The sequence below is a fragment of the Micromonospora inaquosa genome (assembly GCF_003857055.1).
Classification (GTDB): Bacteria; Actinomycetota; Actinomycetes; order Mycobacteriales; family Micromonosporaceae; genus Micromonospora; species Micromonospora inaquosa.
The window spans coordinates 21,452-39,497 of sequence record NZ_QGSZ01000178.1; the positions used below are offsets into that span (position 1 = coordinate 21,452).

Genomic DNA, 18,046 nt, shown 5'->3' on the forward strand with positions numbered 1-18,046 from the left:
GAGTCCCGCCCCCGAGCAGTAGCGCCGATCGCCGCTCAGAGCGTGAGCTGCCAGTCGGTCCAGGAGTCCACCGGGCGGAAGCCGAGCTGCTCGTTGATCGCCACCATGTAGCTGTTGCTGGCCGCGTTCCAGGTGTCGATGACCCGTACCGCCGGCTCGTGGGTGAGCAGGTGGTGCAGGTTCTCCGCCTTGGCGATGAGGCCGAGCCGGTGCCCACGGTGGGCCGGGTCGACGATGGTGATCTGCTGGTACGCGTGCCAGTCGGCGGAGGCGCCCACGTCCAGCAGCGTCCAGGCGACCAGGCGACCGGACTCCTCGTGGCGCATCCCGAGGTGGTAGCGCCGCCGACCCCGGGCGTCCAGCGCCCGGTCGTTGCCACGGATGCGCTCGGCGTCCACCTGCTCCGGCTCCCACTGCACGTCGCCCATTGGCGCGTCCATCAGCAGCCGGCCGTCGAGGTAGGCGACGTCGGCGACGTACTCCTGCGGGGTCGGCCCCTGCCAGCAGACCGACTGGTAGCCCTCGGCCCGCGGGCGCGCCTCGGCGAGCGCCGCCCGTAGCGCGACCCGGTCAATCTTGCTGACGTCGAGCCGGCGGCGCACCTCGGCGAGGGCGGGCTGGGCTCCGGTCGCGGCGGCGAACGCGTCACCGGCCACGCTTCGGGCCGGCCCGCCGGGCAGCGCGGAGACGGCCATCCCCACAGCCCGCTTGCGGCCGTGTTCGCGGAGCAGGCGCACCCCGTACTCGTGCAGGGCCCGGCCGACGCCGCGACGCCGCAGCTCCGGATGCACCAGCAGCTCGACGGTGGCGTTGTCGGTGTTGTCGAGCTGCGGTAGGTCCAGTTGGAGGTAGCCGGCCGGCACGCCGTCCAGTCGGGCCAGCGCCCAGAGTGACCGGGTGCCGGGCATCGGCGTGTGGAACAGCGCGTCGAAGCGGCGCCGACAGGAGGGCGGGAAGTCCGGCAGATCGGCGTCGTTGGCCGCCGACCCGATCCGGTACGCCTCGTCGACCGCGGTCCGGTCAGCGCCGTCGAACGACGCGATCGTGATGCTCATGCCGGTGAGCGTGCACCCGAGAAAAGCGATCGGGCCAGCGAATTAATCGCTGGCCCGATCGAACGTGGTCGGGAGGGACACTCGCACAACGCCTCCGGCGTTGGGTCGCAAGAACTTCAAAAGTCTTCGGCGAAATGCCCTCCCGCACGGAGCATCTTGCGCCGTCCGGTTCCTGCCGTCAAGTCCGTAGCGGCGGGTTTTCCACACTCACCGCGAAAAGCCAGTTACCCGGCGGATCCGCCCGGTCCCCCATTCGGGTGGCCGCCCATCCCCCACCCGGAGGGCGGCCGACGGGTACCGGGCCGGCGGGTCAGCCGAGGAGGCCGGCGTCGCGGGCGGCACGCAGCGAGGGCTTGATGTGGTGGGTCGGCCCGACCTGGCCGGCCACCGCGTCGATGGTCTTCAGGCCCTCGCCGGTGTTGAACACGACGGTCTCGGCGGTCGGGTCGAGCCGACCGGACTCGACCAACTTGCGCAGCACGGCCACTGTCACCCCACCCGCGGTTTCGGCGAAGACCCCGGTGGTACGGGCCAGATCGCGGATGCCGGCCCGGATCTCGTCGTCGTCGGCGTACTCCATCCAGCCGCCGGTGCGGCGGACCGCTTCCAGCGCGTAGAGGCCGGCGGCGGGGTCGCCGATGTTGAGCGACTTGGCGATGCCGGTGGGCTTGACCGGTGTGATCGTGTCGGTGTCGGCGTGCAGGGCGGCGGCGATCGGGTTGCAGCCGGCGGACTGCGCACCGAAGACCTTCCAGCCGCCGACCGGCGCCTCGACCAGGCCGATCTCCACCAACTCGGAGAACGCCTTGTCAATCTTGGTGAGCAGCTCGCCGCTGGCCATCGGGATGACCACCTGCGCCGGGATCCGCCACCCGAGCTGCTCGGCCACCTCGTAGCCGAGGGTCTTGGAGCCCTCCGCGTAGTACGGCCGGACGTTCACGTTGACGAACGCGGTGTCCTCGAATTCGTCGGTCTCCACCAGCTCGCCGCAGAGCCGGTTGACGTCGTCGTACGAGCCGTCGATGGCGACCAACTCGCCACCGTAGACGGCGGTGGTGATGACCTTGCCCTGCTCCAGGTCGCTGGGGATGAAGACCACCGACGGTACGCCGGCGCGGGCCGCGTGGGCGGCCACCGAGTTGGCCAGGTTGCCGGTCGACGCGCAGGCGAACCGGGTGAAGCCGAGCGCCTTGGCTGCGGTGAGCGCCACCGAGACGACCCGGTCCTTGAACGAGTGGGTGGGGTTGGCGCTGTCGTCCTTCACCCAGAGCGGCGCGGTGATGCCCAGCTCGGCGGCGAGGTGCGGGGCCGACACCAGTGGGGTCAGCCCCGGGTCGAGGGTGACCCGGCTGGCCGGGTCCTGACCGGCGGGCAGCAGGGCTGCGTACCGCCAGATGTTCTTCGGGCCGGCCTCGATCTGCTCCCGGGTGACGGTGGCCAGTGCGGCGATGTCGTAGTCGACTTCCAGCGGGCCGAAACACTCGTAACAGGCGTGCTGCGCGGCGAGCGGGTAGCGGGCCGAACAGGCACGGCAGACCAGGGCGCGGGCGGGGCTGGCGGAGGTGTCGATGCCGGAGGCGGCGAGCGTCGACGTCATGTCGAGAGTCCTCTCATCTTTCCCCGCATCGCACCGTGCGGCGGGGACGGAATTGGCACCTGCCCCGCGGGGCGCTCAGCGGTGAGCGCGCGGGGTGGTTGCCGGGGCGTCGTCGGGCCGTATCCCTCAGCCCCTCTGGATGAGGTATTCAGTTGTGCCGTCGAGTCTACGCACCGCCGAGCGGGACGCCCACGCCCGTCCCGCGTGGTGAACAGGCCGACCAGCCCCGCCACGAACGACCCGCGGGACCCCGCCGCACGCGCGGCGGTGGCGTGTGTCGATATTGCGTGATAGGCATCGAGCATGGTGGCAACCGCATGACCATCGACAAGGCCACCGGGCACCCTTCGGCCGACTCTTCGGAGCGGCACCGACAAAGGCGACCACCGTGGTGGTTGGCGCTCGTGCTCGCCATCGCGGCAGTGGTCGTCACCGCGGCGGTCGCCGTCACCCGGCGGACCGACGCCCCACCGGTGGGGCGCGACGCGGCGCGAGACACGCCGAGCAGCGCCGCCGTCCCCGGCGCCGCAGGGGCGGTCGGGCCGGACACCGGCACGCCGACCGCAGGGGCTTCCGCGGCCCCCGGCGCCTCCCTGGACGGAGGCAAGCCGGCGCCCACCCGCTCACCCTTCGACAACGGCGACACCCCGATACCCGATGTCGATCCGCAGGCGTTGATGCAACGGCTGGCAGAACGGTGGAAGCTGCGGCTCTACAGCAATCCGTATTTCGGCTCCGCCACCCGGCGCAGCGGGGCGGCCGGCGACCCGGCCAGCGGAACCCGGCAGGTAACGCTGCTCATCGACCAGGAGAAACGGCTGCGCGGCGTCTACTGCGGGGCCAGCGGCCCGGGCGATCGGTCGCTCACCGACGAGGGGCGGCAGTTCATCGACGACTGCGTTCTCGGGGTCCTCGCCGCCGCCGCGGACCGCGACAGCCTCGACGCCTGGCTGGATCGCCGGATCACCGTCGGCAAGGCTGCGCGGCCCGAGCGGGAGGAGGGCCGGGTCGGCGATTATCGGGTCGTGCTCAACCACCCCGCCGGTCTGGTCGCCGTGGAACTGACCCGGCCGGGCTAGCTAACGGCTCACCACCGCGACCGGGTCGACAACCGCCACCGGGTCGGCGACGGCGGTCGCCTGGGAGGCGGGGGTGGTGCGGGCACGGGTCGCCACGTTGGCGGCGACCAGGGCGGCGATGGTGAGCGCCGCCCCGGCGAGCTCAACCCCGACCGGCCGGTAGCCGCGGGCGATCTGTACCGCGAAGGTGGTCACCGGGACCAGGTTCATGAACAGCGCGGCGTTGGCCGCGCCGAGTCGCTGCACGCCGGTGTTCCAGGCCAGGACCGCGATGACGGCGCCCACCAACACGGCGTACGCCAACTGCGGGGTGATCGCCACGAGGTCGGCGGCGCCCGGCGCGTGCTGCCAGCCGACGGCGTCGGCGCCGACGCTCACGACGAGCATGGCGGCTGTGCCGGCGAGCGCGGTCAGGGTGGTGAAGCGCAGCGGCGACCACTCGCCGAACCGGCTGGCGCCGTGGGTGTAGATGCCCCAGCCCAACACGGCGCCGATCATCATCAGCCCACCGAGGCCGAACTGGCCGAGGCCGGCCAGGCTCCCGCGCGTGATCACCAGGCCAACCCCGATGAGCGCCACCAGGGAGAGGGCCAGCAGAAGCGGCTTCGGGCGTATGCCGTCCCGAACCCAGCGGACGAGTTGGGTGATCACCGGCGTGGTGGCCACGAAGAGGGAGACCTGCTGCGGGGTGGCGTGTTCGAGCGCCAGGTTGGTGAGCAGGTTGAAGCCCGCGAAGCCGACCACGCCGAGCACCACCACCTCGGCCGTCCGACCGCCGTGCCGTAGTGCGCTGGCACCCTCGCGGAACAGCAGGATGGCGACCAGGACGGCGACGGCCAGCAGGTAGCGCGCGATGGTGAGGTTGAGCGGGTCGACCCGGTTGAGCGCGCTGGCCAGGATCGGGAACATCACGCCCCAGCCGAGCACGGCGAGCAGTGGGTATGCGACGGCGCGGGATCGCATCGGCAACTCCTTGTTCGAGTATCGTCGAACCAACGACACCGACCATAGGGTGTTGTTCGATTATTGTCGAACAAGGGTTACACTGGTCACATGGAGCCGCACGAACCCGACCTGACCGCCGTACCGGTCACCAGCGTGCTGGCCGCGCTCGCCGACGACGTGCGCCTACAGATCGTCCGGGCGCTCGCCGAAGGCGGTGAGTCCGCCTGCGGCAGCTTCGACTTCGGCGTCTCCAAGGCGACCCGCAGCCATCACCTCAAGGTGCTGCGCGAGGCGGGCCTGACCCGGACCCGCGCCGCCGGCACGAGCCGACTGGTCCGGCTCCGCCGGGACGAGCTGGACCAGCTCTACCCCGGCCTGCTGGACGCGGTCCTCACCCAACGCCCGCCGGCCTGACGCTTCACCCCTCGCGCTTCGCGTCGGGCACCGCTGCGGGGCGGGTAGACACCTGCCACCCGCGCACGCTCCTCAGCAGGCCACTCCCTGACCGGCGCGTCACCGGGGCCGCCTAGTCGAGGCCCCGGCGACGCAGCACGGGTGCGGTCAGACGACGATCGAGCTGCTCTCGGCCATCGACGACACCGGCACAGGCCGAATGTCGCGGCGACGCGCGAGCAGCGTGTCGAGCGCCCAAGAACCCGGACCGAGGGCCGCGACCAGCAGGAACGACCAGCAGAAGAGCGCCGACAGCTCACCACCGTTGTGCAACGGCAGCAGACCATCCGGCTGGTGCACGACGAAGTAGGCGTACGCCATCGAGCCGGATGCGAGCAGAGCGACGGGTCGGGTGAAGAGACCAGCCAGCACCAGGGCGCCGCAGACGAGCTGGATCAGCGCGGCCCACCAGCCCGGCCAGGTGCCGACCGGCTCCGCCTGGCCGGTCATCGGGTTGCCGCCGAACAACCCGAACACCGAGGTCAAGCCATGCAACGCAAACAGCAGACCGATCACGATGCGAAACAGGGACAGGGTCGGCCCGCCGAGCCGAGAAACGTTCATCGGTACCTCCATCGAAGGAATCGGATCTCTCCAATGTGAGGCATCTAAGTATCGACGTTTATAAATTCCTTGTTAGTGGGAAAGTCCCCGGTCGGAATGTACCGACGTCCAGGGCCCCACGTCGAGCGCTCGCAGCCTCGCAGGCGGGCCGCCCGAGTCCCTGAGCTGCGAAAAGAGAAAGATTCGAGCCACGCCGACCGCCGTGGGCACGCTCCCACACTGTGGGTACGGCCCGTCATGAGCCCGCAAGGCCACGACACACCCGCTGATCCCGGGAACCCGTCGCCCTGCGCCCGATGCCTTTGACGTGGTGTCGCCTTGCCGACTCTGGCGATTTTTCGGGGCAGCGGCGAGACGGCAGTATCCGATAGTGTCCGGCCCACCACGCGGAGCGAGAATGTCTCGCCTATCAGCCGGAGGGGGCCAGATGGCGAGCATCGAGGAAGTGAAGGCCGCACTCGCCCAGGCCGCCGAGCAGGGCAACAGCACCCAGCAGCAGATCCGCGCGGCTATCGAGGCGACCGAACAGACGCTCGCCCGGCTGCGTGCGGTGGCGGCTGGCACCGGGCATCCGACGATCGCTGAGGCGATCGCGCGCGGCGAGCAGAGCAAGCAACGCCTCGTGGAGGCGATGACCCTGCTCCAGGGGAGTTCTCAGGCCGCACGCAACTACATGAACGTGCTCGGCTGACCTCCGCCAGAACAGCGCACGTCGGGAGGGCGAGTTGTGAGTCAGCAGAGGTCTCAGCTAATGACGGCTGGCCACCTCGGTGCACTGTTGTCCCCCTTGCGGAAGCGGTGACCGTCGGCCGCATCACCTGGACCACAAGAAACCACGTCACACGGGAGGGCTTGGTCCGGGTCGACACGTCGATCCCCGCGCTCGCCCCATGCCGACTCCGAGTACTAATCAACGAGCTAAAGCCCAGCGAGCCAGCATTTCAATATCTCGCCGGTGACGGCCGGCTGGCGTTCTCGGCCCGCCGACTGTGCGTCAACACGCCACACCGTCCCTTCGCCGGCACCCACAAGCACCGGGTCGAGCCCGGCGGGGGCGAGGAGGCCGCCTACGAGCCCGACGACATCCCCTTCGTTCCGCTGCAACCACGGGTGCCTCCTGGGACCTACCGTGCGCTCCTGGAAGCGTTCGCTGCGGAATGCTTCATCACGTTCGGCACCGACTTCGGCTGGTCAGAACCGTGAGGGGGATGATCGTGGACGCCACGACCGTGATCGGCGCGGTCCTGCGGACCGCCAATGACAACACCGTCGCGTATCCGTACGGCGATGGCCTGCTGGTTGATCTGCCGTTGGCCTACGGCGACGGCGACGGCGTGCGCGTGCTGGTCGAGCCGATGGGCACCGGCTTCCGGGTCAGTGATCGCGCAACGGCGGCCACTCTGCTGGCGATGGCGGGGGTCAACCTCTTCGCCGGTCGCGCAGCGGAGGCGTTCGCAGAGATCACCCGCGGTGCTGGGCTCAATGGGGTCAACGCCGTCCCGGGTGAGCTTGCTACCTTCGGCACCGCCGACGATCTGGGCCGCCTGATCCTTGCCGTCGCCCAGGCGTCCCTGCGGGCCGATCAGCTTCGGTGGCTCGCACCCCGGCAGGCGGGCATGAGGTTCGTCGATCGGGTTGCCGATCGGGTCACCGTCTGGGCCGGTCGCACTCGCAACCTCCAACGGGACGCGCCGATCCCGCTCGGGTCCGGGCGCACCCGCTCGGTGACGGTGCGAGTGACCAACGATGGCAAGGCGGCATACGTGCAAGCGCTCAGCTTGCGAGACCCGGACCAAGCGGCAGAGCACTGCTACCACGTCTTCGGTCTCTCGACGATCGCCAAGGAGCGCCGGATCGCCGCCTTGGCCGGCTCGAAGCGGGACTGGCCGGCGGCGATAGTGACGGAGCTTCAGACGGTGAGCGATGTCGAGTTCTTCGACGATCCGCTGAGCCTGGAGCGACAGCTCGACAAGGTGGTCCCCCCGCCACAGCCTGCGCTTCGGGCGTAACTGGTCGTCAGCTCTCTGACGAGGCCACTGTGGGTTGTTCTGTCGCTGGTATTCCTCAGTTCCGCGAGGCGAGTTGGGCTGCCTCCGTGAGCAGCGCCTCCAACTCGGCGTCAGCGAGAGCCTCGTCAGTGAAGATTTTCTGGACCGTCGCCGCCTGGATCCGTCCGATCATCTCCTGGCTGATCGCATAGTCAAGCGAAGGATCGATGGTGGAGAGGATCAACGATTCGGCGTCTTCAGCGCCGATCTCAGGGCCACCGTCATACTGAGCGCGCAGGTCTGCGACAAATCTGATGACGCCGGCCCGGTCTGCAGTCTCGCCGAATCGACGGTCGACGGCGACGAAGAACAGAGCGGCAAGGAACCGAGGAAAGCCGTCCCAGCCCTCGGCGTCGAGCCGGGCACCGACAGACTCGTTGGCAGCGTAGTCGCCCTGAATCATCGTCCGGACGTAATCGATCAGGTCAGGCTTGATCATCGCTGTCCCGTCTCCTCGCTCGTCGAGTGTGGCCATAGTTCCACATCGCCTTGGCGATCACGGCTAGGGCACCCGCCGCCATCACCATCGCCGTCACGGGATTGTCGATCTGGGGAGACTCCTGAGCTGGTCCGTGCGAGGCGGTGCCAGTACTTGATCCGCCGCGATTGTCCTGGCTGAGGAACTTGTGGAACTGGTTCGCGCCGCTTTCACTGCTCTTGAGGGCGTCTTCGGTGTCGTCCGCCTTCTGGACCTGCCGGCGCCACAGTATGTCGGCTTTGCTGCCGCGGGCTTCCGCCTCGGTGACAAGACGCTCCCCCGAGGGCGCGGAGGCGTCGACGGACGGGTCCATTGGTGCGGCCCCGGGGGCGATGACGTTCACGTAGGCACTGATGTGCCGGGCGGCATCCGCCAGCAGCCGCGCGTAACGACCCGCTTTGTCCCTGGCGACTTCGGCATCTGCGGCAGCAGCCGCCAGCAGTTGATTGTTGCCACCCCGACGGACCTCAGAGAGATGCGCAAGCGCCTGTTCGGCGTCCGCCTGTGCACGAGACGCGGTCACAGCAGCGCTGTCGAGGTTTGCTCGTATCGCCACAAGGTGCGCGACTACATCGCCAACGCTGGTCACCCGAGCTGAGAGCGGTAGTCGCCTACCTTCTCGGCAACGGCATCGAAGCGTCGGCGAGTCGGTCCGACCTCGGCTTGGGCGGAACTGAGCGCGCTGTGAGTGCGGGTTACCTCGGCATGCTGGCTACCCCGGAGGACTCGGGCCGCTTCACCGGTGGCTGATTCAGCTTGAGTAATCGCCAGATCGAGGGTTCGGCGGCCTTGGCGGGCCGACTCGATGGCAGCACCAAGGGTCGCCTTCAGATCTGCGATGCTCATCTGGCCACCCGTCCCCGCTCGAAGCACATCGGGGATACGGTATAGGAGATCGACGCATATCGCAGTCCCGAACCGATGGCCCTATTCAGCCACGAAGACACCGAGTCCCTGGTGGCCGTACAGCTCGCCAGTCTCGATCAAGATCGTGATGGCCTGCCGGACCGTCGACTGGCTACGCACGTCGTAGATATCCGCCAACTCCTTGGTCGAGGGCAGCTTGTGACCTGGCGGCCACTCACCGTCGGCGATGCGCTTCCTGATGTCAGCGATGATCCGCCGGTAGTGCGGTTCGAACTTTCGTGGTGAGGGCATGCGAGGTACTCCCAGCTAGGCACGCCCATCTGACCACAACCACGCGAGATACCTCAAGCGCATCGTTGACTTTACTGGCATTATCGGTAAAGCTGCGGATGGAGCTTCCAGCTAGGCACTGGGTGGTTCCCCCGCCGGGGCGGCACCCCGCTGTGCTGCCCCGGCATCCCCGTAACCCCACGAGAGGAATCCACCCATGACCGTGTCGGAGACGGCGACGGAAGCGCCAGCGGCGAGCGCGATCTGGTCCGTGGAGCAGGTGACGGCCGAGCTGCGCGAGACGTACCTCGCCGTCGCCGCCGCTGCTGTGCTGCTGGAACGGACCGGGGCGGGTTGCGCCCACCCGGCGATCCGGCTGGCGCGCCGCAGCGGCGAGGACGCGCTCGACCTGGCCGGCGACGCCGAGCGGCAGCTCAGCGACGGTGTTCACCTGCTCCGCGCCGACGCCGGCCACCAGGATCGGGCCACCATCGGCGGTCTGATCGAGGTGCTGGACACCGTCCGGGACCAGTTGTCTGTCGCCGCGACCCGGATCGGGCAGCTCCCGGCCCGGATCAGCACCGCCGGGCAGCAACTCCTCGACACCGACCAGCACGAACCGACCACCGACCCGACCACCGAGACGGCGGCCGGGCAGTGGCACCGCGCCGCCGACCAGCTCGGGCTGATGACCGAGAGCCTGTCGTCGGCCGTCGCCGCGCTCACGTCGTACACCGGCGGATTGTCCGGCGCGGAAGCCGCCACCGACTGAAGCTTCCCCGCGGACCTCCGCGGGGCGGAAAAGGCCCGGGGTGGGTGCCGGGCTCCGGTCGGTACGCCACGCGCGGTCGTGCCGGCCGACCCCGCCCGCCCCGGTGCCGCCGACGAACCCATCGAGTGGAAGGCGGTCCAGCAGTGATCTACCGGGCCATGCAGCGCCTGCTGCCCCAGCACGTCCGCGCCGCCACCTTCGGCACCCGCCGGTGGCGCGGCCTCGACCCCACCCAGGTGTACGCCTACCTTGACCTGCTCGCCGACGAACTGGAACGACTCGCCCGCGACCTCGCCACCGCCAACACCGAAGGTGAACGCATCCGGCAGGCCCTGCGGCAGTGGCAGTCGCGGCACACCATCTGTCAGCACACCTCGACGGCCCCGAACAGCCGGTGGTCCCGGTGACCGAACCGCACTGGATCATCCACCTGCCGACCACCCTGCACCGGGTCGATGACGCTGCGGCGCTGGCCATGGCGTTACGCCACTCCCTCGGCCATGTGCTCGCCATCGACTTCGGCGAGACGACCCTCAGCGAGGAGGACCGGCAATTCCTGCATACCCGGGTCTGGTGCGACCGTCGCCTCCCCGGCGGCGCCCGCTGCGCCCTGCCGACCGACCACCCCGGCGGGTCGTGTGCGGCCGGGCCCTCGCAGCCGTGAAAACATGCTCGGATGAGTCCCGAGAGCCGCCGTCGTAAGCGTGCCAAGCCCAGCCGATCCGGCCAGCAGGTCGTGCGTCGGGCCAGTCCCGCCGAGGTGGATCAGTGCGACTGCCCGGCGTGCTCAAGTGCTGACATTGATCCGCAGAACTTCATCGACGACCTGGTCGGCGAGGGTGCACACCTGATCAAGACGGACGACCCCGTCGAGGCCGAGTTGTTTGCCGCGAATTTCCTCTCCGCCGGTGATCTTGCCGGCGAAGACTTCACCGAGGCGCTCAACGAGGGAATGCTGCCGGCCGTCGCCGAGATCGGCACGCCGGAGGCGCTCGCCGTACTACTCGCGATCGACGCCGTCCGGGAGGGCACCGTCGCAGCGGCTGCCGCCCGGCGTCTGATGGACGCGGGCGTCACAGCGCCGAGTTGGGCCAGTGAGCTGCGCCAGCCCGTGCGGGTCGGCCCATGTCGGCGGTTTGCCGACCCGGCTGGCAGCGCCTCCATGCTCGTCTGCGCCTTCGAGCGGGCGGGACGCTCGTACGGGTTCCTCCTCCACGTCGACCACCTCGACTGTGACGCGGCGGCCGACATCGTGTTCTTTCCCGCCCACGCCCTGGACGAGGTTGTCAGCACCATCCAGCAGAACGGCCGTCGTGCCGGTCTGACGATCGCCGAGGAACTGTTGGACCCGGCCGAGTTTCGGTGGCAGGTCGCACGGGCCCTCGACGCCCGCGCAGACCACGACCAGGAACGTGACCCCGCGCAGTTGGACGACGAATTCGACGACGAGGGCGGTCCGGGCTACCACCTGCTGGCGGTGCTGCTGCGAGCCCGAATCCGTGCGCTGCCCGAGCCGACGCGCCCACCGGCCGAGCACGACGCCGACGCCGGTCAGACCACCCTCGATCTGCTGGACATGATCACCCAGATCGCCGGGCAGGCGCAGCAGATCCAAACCCGCGCAGGACGGCGTGCCGCCGGGCGGAAGCTGCCGGCGAAGCGGAAGAAGTCCGGCCCAGCAGCGCCCATCTACCAGCTCAAGGTGGGCCTGCGGGGGGCGAAGCCGCCGATCTGGCGGCGTCTGGAACTGCCCGCCGACACCAGCCTGGCCGACCTGCACGACATCATCCAGGTGGCTTTCGGCTGGAACGACTCCCACCTGCATGTCTTCGAGACCGCATACGGCGATTTCCGGGTCGCCGACCGGGAGTTGGGCTACCGCGCCGAAGGCCCGGTGACCCTGGAACAGGTCGCGCCCGCCGTCGGAGACCGTTTCAACTACACGTACGACTTCGGCGACAGCTGGGACCACGAGATCGTGGTGGAGAAAGTGCTGTCTCGCCAGCCCATCGCGTACCCACGATGCACGGGCGGTCGGCGGGCGGCCCCGCCGGACGACTGCGGTGGCATCTGGGGCTACGCCGAACTGGTCGAAGTGTTGAACGATCCCGGCCACCCCGAACACGACGACCGGCTGGAGTGGCTCGGACTGGCCTCGGCCACCGACTTCCAGCCCGCCCGGTTCGACGCCACCGAGATCACCCGAGCCTTGGCCGAAGGGGGCCACGGGTGACCGACCCTGTCGGCGAACTGATCCTCTACCGCGCCGACGACGGCGGGTCCGTCGTCCAACTTCGTGCAACCAGAGGGACGGTCTGGCTTACTCAGGCTCAGATGGCCGAGCTGTACGGAACCTCGGTCCCCAACATCGTGCAGATCATGCGCCGAGTGCTGGCCGACGAGGAGGTGACTGAGGCAACTATTAACTCTGAGTTAGTAGTTCGCGCCGAGGGCACGCGGCAGGTGCGGCGTGAGATCAAGGTCTACAACCTGGACATGATCCTGGCCGTCGGCTACCGGGTGACCACGCCCCGCGCGGTGCAGTTCCGGCAATGGGCGACGACAGTCCTGTCGGAGTACCTGATCAAGGGCTTCGCCATGCAGGACGAGCGACTCAAGGACGTCGCGGCTGCGGACTACTTCGACGAGTTACTGGAACGCATCCGCGACATCCGGGCATCGGAGAAGCGCTTCTACCAGAAGATTCGCGACATCTTCGCCACCACCAGCGCCGACTACTCCGGCACCAGTGACACCGCCAAGACGTTCTTCGCCACCATTCAGAACAAGCTGCTCTACGCCGTCACCGGCCAAACCGCCGGCGAGCTGATGGTGAAGCGGGGCGACGCGGAGTCGCCAACCATGGGTTTGACCACCTGGCGCGGCCAACAGGTCCGCAAGGCCGACGTGACCATCTCCAAGAACTATCTGACTGCGGACGAGGTCAGCGAGCTGAACCGCCTGACGACGATGTTCCTCGACTTCGCCGAAGACCGGGCACGCCGTCGGCAGCAGATCCTGATGGCGGAGTGGGTTCAGCGCGCCGACGCGTTCCTGACCTTCAACGAACGGCAGGTACTGGCTGGCGCTGGCGGGATTTCGGCCACTGCCGCCGAGGCTCGGGTGGGTCAGATATACGCCGAATACGACAATCGGCGCCGGGCTGTGCAGGCTGAGGAGGCACGCCGGCAGGAAGAACGGGACCTTGCCGAGCTTCTGGAGATCGAGCGCCGTGACCGACACGGCGGAGGATCGCTCGACCAGGATGCGTCAGCAGGCTAGCGATGTCGTAAACGAATCAGCTCCAAAGGCTCACGACAAGGAGCCCCGTCCCGGCGAGCAACGGCAGGCGATCCGGCGAGGATAGTGAAGCCGGCTCAGGCACGGGGCAGCCCGACACAGCACTGGGACTGTCAGGGGCGGGCGGCGGCGGCACGTCTACGTGGGCGATGATCAACGAATGGTCTCCCACGACACGGCAGCACGGCGGCGCATCAGCGCGACGGTCGCGATGGCTCTCGTGCTCGGCGGCTGCACTCCCGGCGACCATCGGGGCCAGGGCGGGGACCCTCCGGGCCGGCCGCCGACCGCGCCGAGCCCGTCGCCGAGCACCGACCCGCTGACCGAGTGCCCGCCGGCCGGCATTCGGATCCGGTCGACCGGCGGGGACGCAGCCTCGGGCCTGCGCGCCCTCGGCATCGAGCTGGTCAACTGCGGCGAGCACCCCTACCAGCTCAACGGGTACCCGGTGCTGCACGTGTTCGACGAAGCCCGCGAGCCGATCATGCTGAAGGTGGTCAACGGCGCCAAGGAGATCACCTCCGGCTTCGACCAACCACCCCGGCAGGTCACCCTCGCCGCCGGGGAGCGGGCCACCGCCGCGGTGCTCTGGCGCAACCTGGTCACCGACTCGACAGTGGTCGCCACCAACGGCGAGTTTCTGACAGTGTCGCCCGCTGCCGGGCAGCCGGCCGAAGAGGTTGACCCTTACGGGCCGATCGACCTTGGCAACACCGGCCGGATCGGCGTCAGCGCCTGGAAGAAGGCCGATCCGACCAGCCCGGCGCCGACTCGACCAGCCCCGCCGCCAGCCCCGAGCGCGGTGCCGTCGTCGGTGAGCCCACCCGACAGCCGGCTGTGAGCCGACCCGCTACGAGGTGATGTCCTTGCGGGTGAAGCGCCAGAACGCCAACCCCCAGAACACGGTCGCGTAGCTGATCGCCGAGATGCAGCCGCGTACCACGTCGTCGGTCTGCACAGGGGTCGAGAGCAATCCCAGCCAGGCGGTGCTGAAGTGGGTGGGCAGGAAGTCGCGCAGCGCGCCCAGGGCGGTGATCTGGTCCAGGATGCTGGAGAGGATCCAGAGCAGCACCGCACCACCCACCGCGCCCAACGCGGCGTCCGTGGTCACCGACAGCAGGAACGCCAGCCCGGCCACCACCAGGAGTACGACCGCCAGGTAGCCGAGCACCGCCAGCAACCGGAGCAACCCCTCGGTGGGTTCCAGCTCGGCGGCGACCGTGCTGCGTAGCGGCGACCAGCCGTAGCGCAGGGTCCCGGCCAGCAGCGCGGTGCCGGCCAACAGGATCAGGGCCAGCCCCGAGTACGCGAGCGCGACCACCAGCTTCACCGTCAGCAACCTGGCCCGGGGCACCGGGATCGCCAGCAGGTAGCGCAGGCTCCCCCAGCTCGCCTCACTGGCGACAGTGTCGCCGCAGAACAGCGCGACCACCACCACCAGCAGGAACGACGCCGAGACGAAGATCGAGAACAGGGTGAAGTTGAGCCCACCCGAGGTGGCCAGCTCGACCAGGCTGGAGAACTCGTTGCGACCGTTGTCGTCGTCGCCCGAGTCGAACTGGAACGCGATCAGGATGATCAGCGGCAGCAGCACCATGAACCCGAGCGCCAGCTGGGTGCGCCGCCGGGACGCCTGCCGCCGGAACTCCGCCGCGAAGGGCATGGTGGCCGACGGCCGGTAGCCCCGGGCCGCACCGGCCGGGTCGGTCACGCCCAGCGGCGTTTCGACTGAAGAGCCTGCCATCACCGGTCACCGCTTCCCCGAGAGTTCTCGCCCACCAGGGCGAGGAACGCGTCCTCCAGGCGTCGCCGGGGCACCACCCGGTCCACTCCGATGCCGGCGCGCACCAGCTCGGCCACCACGTCGCTGCGGGCCGTGCCGTTGGTGTCGACCACCAACTGGCCGTCGCTCTCCGGCAGCACCGTGACCCCGTGCAACCGGTCCAGGACCGCGCGCGCCGCCACCGGGTCGGTGACGTCGAACAGCACGCTCGGCGACTCGCCCACGATCTCCTCCACCGGCCCGGACGCCACGATCCGGCCCTTGTTGACCACCACCGCGTGCGTGCAGGTCTGCTCCACCTCGGCCAGCAGGTGGCTGGAGACCAGCACCGCGCGCCCGTCCGTGGCGTAACGCTGGAGCACCCGGCGCATCTCGGCGATCTGCGGCGGGTCGAGCCCGTCGGTCGGCTCGTCCAACACCAGCAACTCGGGAAGACCGAGCATGGCCTGGGCGATGGCGAGGCGCTGACGCATCCCGTGGCTGTAGTTCTTGATCTTCCGATGCACCGAGTCGCCCAGCCCGGCGATCTCCAGCGCCGCGTCGAACTGCGCGTCCTCCCACGGCCGGCCGGTGGCCCGCCAGTACGCCTTCAGGTTGTCCAGACCCGACAGGTGCGGCAGGAAGCCCGGCCCCTCCACCAGCGCCCCGATCCGGGACAGCACCGGCGAGCCGGGCACCAGCCGTCGACCGAAGACGTAGATCTCCCCGGCGGTCGGCTGGGTCAGCCCCATCAGCACCCGCAGGGTGGTGGTCTTGCCGGCACCGTTCGGCCCGAGCAGACCCACGACCTGACCCGGGTGCACCTCGAAGTCCACGTTCGACACGGCGACGAAGCCGTCCGCGTACTCCTTGCGCAGTTCGCGCACGGCCAGCGGGGTGTCCGCGTACTCCGGATGCACCGACCGGTCCTGGCGGCGGTGCCGGCGGCGGACCAGGGCAACGACCACGACGAGCCCGATCACGATGGCGGCGAGCAGGCCGGCGAGCACCCAGCGCCAGATCGTGGCAGCGGTGGGGATCGGCTCGCCGCTGACAGTGGGCAGGCTGACCGCGCCGTCCGCGGCCACCGTGTAGACGGTCGGCTCGGCGGGCGTGGTGTACGCCTGGTCGGAGGTCGCCACGACGAGGCGCAGCCGGTGCCCGGCCTCCACCCGTCGGACGATCCCGGGCAGCGTCACGGTGACCGGGCGGGCGTCCTGCACCTGCTGCGGCAGGCCGGTGAGCCGGATCGGGGCGACCAGGCCGTTCGGCAGGGTGGCCGCGCCGTCCGGGTCGACGTCGTAGAGCTTGACGAAGAGCACCGCCTCACCGGTCGGCGACGCGGCCCGCAGGGTGACGGTGGGCGAACCGGCCACGTCGACCGCCTCGGTCAGCGGGGCCGACTCGAACCGGGCGTGCTGGCCGGGCACGTCGCCGGCCACGCCGTCCAACAGCGAGGCGAGCCCGCCCGCGAACGGGATGGAGGAGATGGCGGCCGGGTTGCCGTTCGGCGGGTTGGCGATCGGCTGCGCCGGGCCGGTGACCGTCACCTCCCGGCGCGCGTTGCCGGTCAGACCCGGGTAGTCGGCCCGACGGAAACCGGTGGCGACGAGACCCCGGTCGAGCGCGTCGAAGCCGGCGATCCGCGACCAGGTGAAGTCGTCGCCGGGCGCATCCCCCTCGCCCTTGACGTAGTGGTCGAGCCACTGGATGGTCAGGAACTTCACCCGGTCTTCGTCCGAGCGCGGTCCACTGCCACCGTCGTGGCCGCCGGTGAACCAGGCGACGCGTACCGGGGTGCCGGTGGCGGCGATGCCGCGCGCGTTCGCGTCCGCCTCGCCGAGCGGGAAGAGCGTGTCCGCCTCGCCCTGCACCAGCAGGGTGGGTGCCTTGATCCGATCAAGCACACCCGCCGGGCTGGAGCGGCGCAGCAGGTCCACGGCGGCCTGGTCGGCGCGTCCGGTGGTGGCGATCCGGAGGTAGGCGGCGCAGACGTCGGCGGCGAACCGACCGCAGGACGGGTCGGCGGCACCGGTCGGGGCACCACCGGGGCCGGTGCCCGGTCCGGCACCCGGCCCGGGGCTGGGCGGGCCGGCCGACGCCGGTGCGCCCTGCGGCTGGGCGGCGGTCCCGCCGGAGAGCCCGGCCGGGCCGGAGCCCACGTTGCCGCCACCGCCGAAGAACAGGCCGGCCCAGCCCTTCTTGAACACGCCCTCGGTCGGCGCTGCCCCGGTGCTCTCCGGCAGGAACGCGCGAGACAGGTCGTTCCAGGTGATCATGGGGACGATCGCGTCGACCCGACGGTCCTGGGCGGCCAGCAGCAACGCCAACCCGCCGCCGTACGAGCCGCCGACCACACCGACCTGCGGGTCACCGGCGGCGTTGGTGCGCACCTCCGGCCGAGCGGCCAGCCAGTCCAGCAGCCGCTGAGCGTCGCGCACCTCGTAGTCCGGGTTGTCCAGGTGGATCTCACCGCCGCTGCGGCCGAAACCTCGGGCGGTCCAGGTGAGCACCGCGTACCCGCGCCCGGCGAACTCCTCGGCGTCGGAGCGCACCGACTCCTTCGTGCCGCCGAACCCGTGCGCCAGCAGCACCGCCGGCACCTTCCGACCGGACGAGGCGTCGTCGGGCAGGTAGAGCGTGGTGTCCAGGTCCACCGGCTCGTCGCCGGACGGTCCGGAGCGGACGGTGAGCATCGCGCTCTCGGTGCGTACGCCCGGTCCCTCTGGCCACACCGCCCAGGTCACAGCGGCGGCCGACAGCACGACGACCACCGCGGCGGCGGTCGCGCGGCGGCGGGTGGGCAGGGCACGCCGGAACCACGCGGCCGGCGACGGCGATGTCATGCGGCACACG

21 protein-coding genes and 1 riboswitch are annotated in these 18,046 nt (G+C 69.9%); of the genes, 11 read left to right on the top strand and 10 right to left on the bottom strand.

Annotation, left to right across the window (positions count from 1 at the left end; genetic code table 11):
• Positions 1-35: 35 nt before the first annotated feature.
• The gene (locus DLJ59_RS10440) at positions 36-1,055 is read right to left on the bottom strand and encodes a GNAT family N-acetyltransferase (protein WP_124772302.1); all 1,020 of its coding nucleotides are present in this window, start codon (positions 1,053-1,055) and stop codon (positions 36-38) included.
• A 310-nt stretch (positions 1,056-1,365) separates the two neighbouring features.
• Positions 1,366-2,652 (bottom strand): threonine synthase, encoded by a 1,287-nt coding sequence (gene thrC / locus DLJ59_RS10445; protein ID WP_124772303.1) that lies wholly within the window; start codon positions 2,650-2,652, stop codon positions 1,366-1,368.
• Positions 2,653-2,662: 10 nt separating this feature from the next.
• Positions 2,663-2,798: riboswitch (SAM riboswitch) on the bottom strand.
• A gap of 171 nt (positions 2,799-2,969) precedes the next feature.
• On the opposite strand from thrC, the gene DLJ59_RS10450 reads away from it, so the two are divergent.
• On the top strand, positions 2,970-3,731 hold the full coding sequence (locus DLJ59_RS10450) for a hypothetical protein (protein WP_124772304.1): 762 nt from the start codon (positions 2,970-2,972) through the stop codon (positions 3,729-3,731).
• Here DLJ59_RS10450 and DLJ59_RS10455 read toward each other — a convergent pair whose 3' ends face one another.
• Positions 3,732-4,694, bottom strand: coding sequence for a DMT family transporter (locus DLJ59_RS10455; RefSeq protein WP_124772305.1), 963 nt, complete (start codon positions 4,692-4,694; stop codon positions 3,732-3,734).
• Between the two features lie 90 nt (positions 4,695-4,784).
• Between DLJ59_RS10455 and DLJ59_RS10460 the strand changes: the two genes are divergently transcribed.
• Positions 4,785-5,090, top strand: a complete 306-nt coding sequence (locus DLJ59_RS10460; RefSeq protein ID WP_124772306.1) for an ArsR/SmtB family transcription factor — start codon at positions 4,785-4,787, stop codon at positions 5,088-5,090.
• Positions 5,091-5,237: 147 nt separating this feature from the next.
• Here the strand turns inward: DLJ59_RS10460 and DLJ59_RS10465 are convergent, their stop codons facing one another.
• Entirely contained in the window at positions 5,238-5,693 is a 456-nt protein-coding gene (locus tag DLJ59_RS10465) for a DoxX family protein (RefSeq protein WP_124772307.1), read from the bottom strand.
• Positions 5,694-6,120: 427 nt separating this feature from the next.
• On the opposite strand from DLJ59_RS10465, the gene DLJ59_RS10470 reads away from it, so the two are divergent.
• The 3 genes from DLJ59_RS10470 to DLJ59_RS10480 all read left to right on the top strand — a co-directional run bounded on the left by DLJ59_RS10470 (position 6,121) and on the right by DLJ59_RS10480 (position 7,702).
• Positions 6,121-6,384 (top strand): hypothetical protein, encoded by a 264-nt coding sequence (locus DLJ59_RS10470; RefSeq protein WP_124772308.1) that lies wholly within the window; start codon positions 6,121-6,123, stop codon positions 6,382-6,384.
• A gap of 161 nt (positions 6,385-6,545) precedes the next feature.
• On the top strand, positions 6,546-6,896 hold the full coding sequence (locus DLJ59_RS10475) for a hypothetical protein (protein WP_124772309.1): 351 nt from the start codon (positions 6,546-6,548) through the stop codon (positions 6,894-6,896).
• A gap of 11 nt (positions 6,897-6,907) precedes the next feature.
• On the top strand, positions 6,908-7,702 hold the full coding sequence (locus DLJ59_RS10480; RefSeq protein ID WP_124772310.1) for a hypothetical protein: 795 nt from the start codon (positions 6,908-6,910) through the stop codon (positions 7,700-7,702).
• A 55-nt stretch (positions 7,703-7,757) separates the two neighbouring features.
• Here the strand turns inward: DLJ59_RS10480 and DLJ59_RS10485 are convergent, their stop codons facing one another.
• The 4 genes from DLJ59_RS10485 to DLJ59_RS10500 form a co-directional block, all read right to left on the bottom strand.
• Positions 7,758-8,180, bottom strand: coding sequence for a hypothetical protein (locus DLJ59_RS10485; RefSeq protein ID WP_124772311.1), 423 nt, complete (start codon positions 8,178-8,180; stop codon positions 7,758-7,760).
• The gene (locus tag DLJ59_RS10490) at positions 8,167-8,742 is read right to left on the bottom strand and encodes a hypothetical protein (protein ID WP_124772312.1); all 576 of its coding nucleotides are present in this window, start codon (positions 8,740-8,742) and stop codon (positions 8,167-8,169) included. Before DLJ59_RS10490 ends, DLJ59_RS10485 begins: the two co-directional genes overlap by 14 nt.
• 62 nt (positions 8,743-8,804) lie before the next feature.
• Positions 8,805-9,065: a hypothetical protein gene (locus tag DLJ59_RS10495; RefSeq protein WP_124772313.1), complete on the bottom strand. Its 261-nt coding sequence runs from the start codon at positions 9,063-9,065 to the stop codon at positions 8,805-8,807.
• A gap of 81 nt (positions 9,066-9,146) precedes the next feature.
• A complete protein-coding gene (locus DLJ59_RS10500; RefSeq protein ID WP_124772314.1) occupies positions 9,147-9,377 on the bottom strand; it encodes a GntR family transcriptional regulator in 231 nt (76 codons plus the stop codon).
• Between the two features lie 196 nt (positions 9,378-9,573).
• On the opposite strand from DLJ59_RS10500, the gene DLJ59_RS10505 reads away from it, so the two are divergent.
• From DLJ59_RS10505 to DLJ59_RS10530, 6 genes are all read left to right on the top strand, one after another.
• On the top strand, positions 9,574-10,128 hold the full coding sequence (locus DLJ59_RS10505) for a hypothetical protein (RefSeq protein ID WP_124772315.1): 555 nt from the start codon (positions 9,574-9,576) through the stop codon (positions 10,126-10,128).
• Positions 10,129-10,271: 143 nt separating this feature from the next.
• Positions 10,272-10,535, top strand: coding sequence for a DivIVA domain-containing protein (locus tag DLJ59_RS10510; RefSeq protein WP_244235947.1), 264 nt, complete (start codon positions 10,272-10,274; stop codon positions 10,533-10,535).
• The gene (locus DLJ59_RS10515; RefSeq protein ID WP_124772317.1) at positions 10,523-10,792 is read left to right on the top strand and encodes a hypothetical protein; all 270 of its coding nucleotides are present in this window, start codon (positions 10,523-10,525) and stop codon (positions 10,790-10,792) included. Before DLJ59_RS10510 ends, DLJ59_RS10515 begins: the two co-directional genes overlap by 13 nt.
• A 12-nt stretch (positions 10,793-10,804) precedes the next feature.
• Positions 10,805-12,361: a plasmid pRiA4b ORF-3 family protein gene (locus DLJ59_RS10520; RefSeq protein WP_124772318.1), complete on the top strand. Its 1,557-nt coding sequence runs from the start codon at positions 10,805-10,807 to the stop codon at positions 12,359-12,361.
• Positions 12,362-12,516: 155 nt separating this feature from the next.
• Positions 12,517-13,410 carry a virulence RhuM family protein gene (locus DLJ59_RS10525; protein ID WP_208648620.1) on the top strand — a complete coding sequence of 298 codons (894 nt, stop codon included), beginning with the start codon at positions 12,517-12,519 and terminating at the stop codon, positions 13,408-13,410.
• A 178-nt stretch (positions 13,411-13,588) separates the two neighbouring features.
• Entirely contained in the window at positions 13,589-14,269 is a 681-nt protein-coding gene (locus tag DLJ59_RS10530) for a DUF4232 domain-containing protein (RefSeq protein ID WP_244235948.1), read from the top strand.
• A 9-nt stretch (positions 14,270-14,278) separates the two neighbouring features.
• On the opposite strand, the gene DLJ59_RS10535 is transcribed toward DLJ59_RS10530, so the two are convergent.
• Entirely contained in the window at positions 14,279-15,172 is an 894-nt protein-coding gene (locus tag DLJ59_RS10535) for an ABC transporter permease (RefSeq protein WP_124772320.1), read from the bottom strand.
• Positions 15,172-18,036 (bottom strand): alpha/beta fold hydrolase, encoded by a 2,865-nt coding sequence (locus DLJ59_RS10540; RefSeq protein WP_124772321.1) that lies wholly within the window; start codon positions 18,034-18,036, stop codon positions 15,172-15,174. Before DLJ59_RS10540 ends, DLJ59_RS10535 begins: the two co-directional genes overlap by 1 nt.
• Between the last annotated feature and the right edge of the window lie 10 nt (positions 18,037-18,046).